This window comes from Rhodococcus sp. FG69 (assembly GCF_057808915.1).
Genome location: NZ_JBMDIX010000119.1, coordinates 1 through 504, shown reverse-complemented (window position 1 = coordinate 504; position 504 = coordinate 1). Strand labels below are relative to the sequence as shown.

General features: G+C 62.5%; 1 protein-coding gene. It reads left to right on the top strand.

The annotated features are described in order from the left end of the window. The coding region (locus tag ACODSO_RS29235) for an AMP-binding protein (protein ID WP_489040088.1) at positions 1-504 on the top strand (504 nt) is incomplete at both ends.

Below are 504 nucleotides of genomic sequence, written 5' to 3'. Positions count from 1 at the left end.
GGGTGTGGGTTCGGGTGGTGTGACGTTGGCGTCGTTGTTCGTTGATCGGGTGGGTGTGTCGTCGGATGCGGTGGCGGTGGTGTTCGAAGGTGAGCGGTTGTCGTATGGGGAGTTCGGTGGGCGGGTGTTTCGTTTGGCTCGGTGGTTGATCGGTGAGGGTGTGGGTCCTGAGGTGTTGGTGGGGTTGGGTATGCGGCGTGGGGTGGATTTGTTGGTGGGGATGTATGCGGTGGTGGTGGCGGGTGGTGCGTATGTTCCGTTGGATCCGGATCAGCCGGTGGAGCGTAATGGGTTCATTGTGTCGGTGGCGTCTCCGGTGTTGGTGTTGGTGTCGGGTGTGGCGGATGTGGAGGTCTTCGCTGGTGCGGGTGTGCGGGTGGTGGATGTGTCTGGGGTGGATGTGTCGGGGTTTGCGGGTGGGCCGGTGGGTGATGGTGAGCGGTTGTCGGTGTTGCGGGGGTCGAATTCGGCGTATGTGATTTTCACGTCGGGGTCGACGGGTCG